Source organism: Microbacterium sp. (genome assembly GCF_031178525.1).
Taxonomy (GTDB): Bacteria; Actinomycetota; Actinomycetes; order Actinomycetales; family Microbacteriaceae; genus Microbacterium.
In genome coordinates this window covers 1-2,684 of sequence record NZ_JAPSJA010000312.1, presented here as the reverse complement: position 1 = coordinate 2,684, position 2,684 = coordinate 1, and the positions used below count along the sequence as shown (strand labels likewise).

General features: G+C 70.9%; 3 protein-coding genes. All 3 read right to left on the bottom strand.

The window, feature by feature from the left end; genetic code table 11:
* Positions 1-864 (bottom strand): amidohydrolase family protein (locus tag RIF89_RS13680; protein WP_309069638.1); only part of this gene is annotated, 864 nt, incomplete at its 3' end.
* A 158-nt stretch (positions 865-1,022) separates the two neighbouring features.
* Positions 1,023-1,700 (bottom strand): FadR/GntR family transcriptional regulator, encoded by a 678-nt coding sequence (locus RIF89_RS13675; RefSeq protein ID WP_309069637.1) that lies wholly within the window; start codon positions 1,698-1,700, stop codon positions 1,023-1,025.
* A 145-nt stretch (positions 1,701-1,845) separates the two neighbouring features.
* Complete coding sequence (locus RIF89_RS13670; protein WP_309069636.1) at positions 1,846-2,220, bottom strand: glyoxalase superfamily protein; 375 nt, start codon at positions 2,218-2,220, stop codon at positions 1,846-1,848.
* Between the last annotated feature and the right edge of the window lie 464 nt (positions 2,221-2,684).

The window sequence follows — 2,684 nt, the reverse complement described above, 5'->3', positions numbered from 1 at the left end:
CGCGGAGCTGAGACCGTACACGCGGGCGGCGTTGCCGCCCCACACCAGCGCGCGCTGCCCGGGTGGAAGATCCGCCAGGACCTCGTGGACCAGGTCTGTCCACTGCCACGGCGCCGCGGCAAGCAGCACGACCGGCCAGTCACTGCCGAACAGCAGCCGGTCGGGTCCGAAGACCGTGAACGCGTGGTCGATCGCGCCCCGCAGCTCATCGTCGTCCTCGTGTCCCCAACGCGCCTCGGTGACGATGCCCGAGAGCTTGGCGACCGTGTTCGGCGCCGCGGCCAGCGCCGCCAGATCGTCCCGCCACCGTTTCATGCCATCCCGCGCGCCGGACGCGGCATACGCCAGCGGGGGTTTGCCGAGGTGATCGAGAACGAACCGGGTCTCGGGGTGGCGCGCGACGAGCGCTGCGGCGTCCGCGAGCTGCTCGGGACGCACCACCAGGTCGAACGGGAGCTCGGCAGCCGCGAGAGCGTCGAGTCCTGCTTCCGCGCGCGCATCCGTCAGCCAGTGCTCGTTGCGTTCCTGATGGACGAGATGGCGGATGCCGACCAGACGGTCGCCGCCCGACGCCGCACGCAGGCTCCGCAGAGTCCCCGCGGCGTCGCCGCGCAGGTCGACCCAGCCGACGACACCGGCGATCATCCGAGGGTGCGCGTCCGCGAGGGCGAGCAACGAGCGCGTCTCCTCGGCGCGGTGCGCGGTCTGCACCAGCACGGTGCGGTCGATGCCGCACTGCCGCTGCATGGCGGCGAGATCCTCGAGCCACACGTCCCGGTCGATGGCCGCCATCGAGACCGGGTCGATCCACGGCTGCGGCGTCAGCTCTCTCCGCCAGAGGTGCGCGTGCGCGTCGATGATCACGCCCGCCTCCTGGCGCGCGGGGCGAGGGGGATGACCGAGGTCACCGACCTGAGAGAGGCGGGTGCCCTCCTGATCGTCGACATCGGATCTCTCCTCGGATGGTTGAGAACGCTCGGGCGAAGCGGATGAGCCGGGTTCGGCACGTTCCGGAAGCGGGGTCACGCGTCGCGGGCTCGGCGGAGCCAGCGTTCGATGCCGGAGATGTGCACCTGCGCCGCCGCGGCGGCGAGGGCGGTGTCGTGGTCGGCGATCGCGTCGAGGATCGCCCGGTGCTCGACGAGCGTGCGCTCCACGGCACCCGCCTGGGTGAGGCCGCGCCACACGCGCGCGCGGACCGTCTGACTCGTCAGGCTCTCGAGCAGGCCGGCGAGGTAGCCGTTCCCCGAGAGCCGGGCGATCGCGGCGTGGAATCGCACGTCGTGGTCCACGAGCGATTCGATGTCCGTGTCGGGGGAGACGGACGCGATCTCGTCGTCGAGCGCGGCGACGTCCGCGACGTCCGCCGTCTGCGCCGCAAGGCCCGTGGCGTACGACTCGAGAGCGCGCCGCACGGCGAAGATCTCGACGAGCGAGTCGTCGTCGTGGAGGTCGACGACGAAGGAGATCGCTTCGAGGAGCAGGCGCGGCTCGAGGCTCGTCACGTAGGTGCCGTCGCCGCGCCGCACATCGAGCACGCGGATCACCTCGAGCGCCTTGACGGCCTCCCGCATCGAGCTGCGCGACAGCCCGAGACGCTCGGCCAGGTCCTTCTCCGGAGGCAGACGAGAGCCCGGCGTCAGTTCGCCGCTGACGATCATCTCCTTGATGCGCTTGATCGCTTCGTCGGTGACCGCCACCCGTCCATCCTCAGACATCCGATGTTCCGCTGCAAGAGGTCGAGGGTTTTCCGGCCGATGCGGACGCCCTCGAACCGAACATCCGATCTTTACGGGGTCTCGGGGCGGGAGAGAGCGGCCCACCGCGCTCCGGCGCGATGCCGCGCTAGGCGCTCGTCTGCACGAGCTGCTGCAGCGCCCAGGCGTTGCCATCGGGATCGGTGAAGTGGACGAAGCGTCCCCACGGCTGGTCGTCGACGCCCTGCGCGTCCACGCCGCGCTCGCGCAGGTACGCGAGGGCGGCATCCGCGTCCTCGACCACGACCTGCACGTTGCGCATGCTGCCGGGCGCGTCGTCGGTGATGCCGTCGCCGAAGCTGATCGAGCAGGCGGACCCCGGCGGCGTCACCTGCACGAACCGGAGTGCGTCGTTCACGCGATGGTCGTGGTCCACGTTCCAGCCGAGGGTGTCGCCGTAGAAGGCGACCGCGCGGTCGGTGTCGGAGACGGGCACGAAGATGAGTTCGATCCGGAAGTCCATGGGTCCTCGCTTCTCTCACGGCCGAGCGTACAAGCGGCCTCGGACACCGGCGAGGGCCCGGGCGCTCCTTGGTGGGCGGCGTCCCCCCGAGCGTCCAAACCACATGGTGTGAACGAGACCACACGGTTCGGCCCTCGCAAACCCTGTGGTCTCGTTCACACCACATGGTTTGGGCGCCAGGGGCAGGGGCCCGGAGCCGCCCGAACCCACCGCGGCCGCGGTGAACCCAGGCGGCGCATAGGGAACTGCCGGGGCATCCACACCGGTATGGGGAGTTCAACCCCTGTTAAGACGCCGGACGCAGTGCGACCCTGGAGGGGCACGTCGGCGTCCGGGGGGATGCCGGAGTGCCGGCCCATCCGCCGCATCGGGATCATGACTCCGGGGGAGCCCGTGGTCCCCACAGCCCGGGCCCGACCGACACGCACCCGTCGCATCGGTCGGACCCGGGCTCTACTTCTGCC

Coding starts and splice junctions, on each gene's coding strand:
- RIF89_RS13670 (WP_309069636.1), bottom strand. CDS start 2,220: ATGGACTTCCGGATCGAACTCATCTTCGTGCCCGTCTCCGACACCGAC.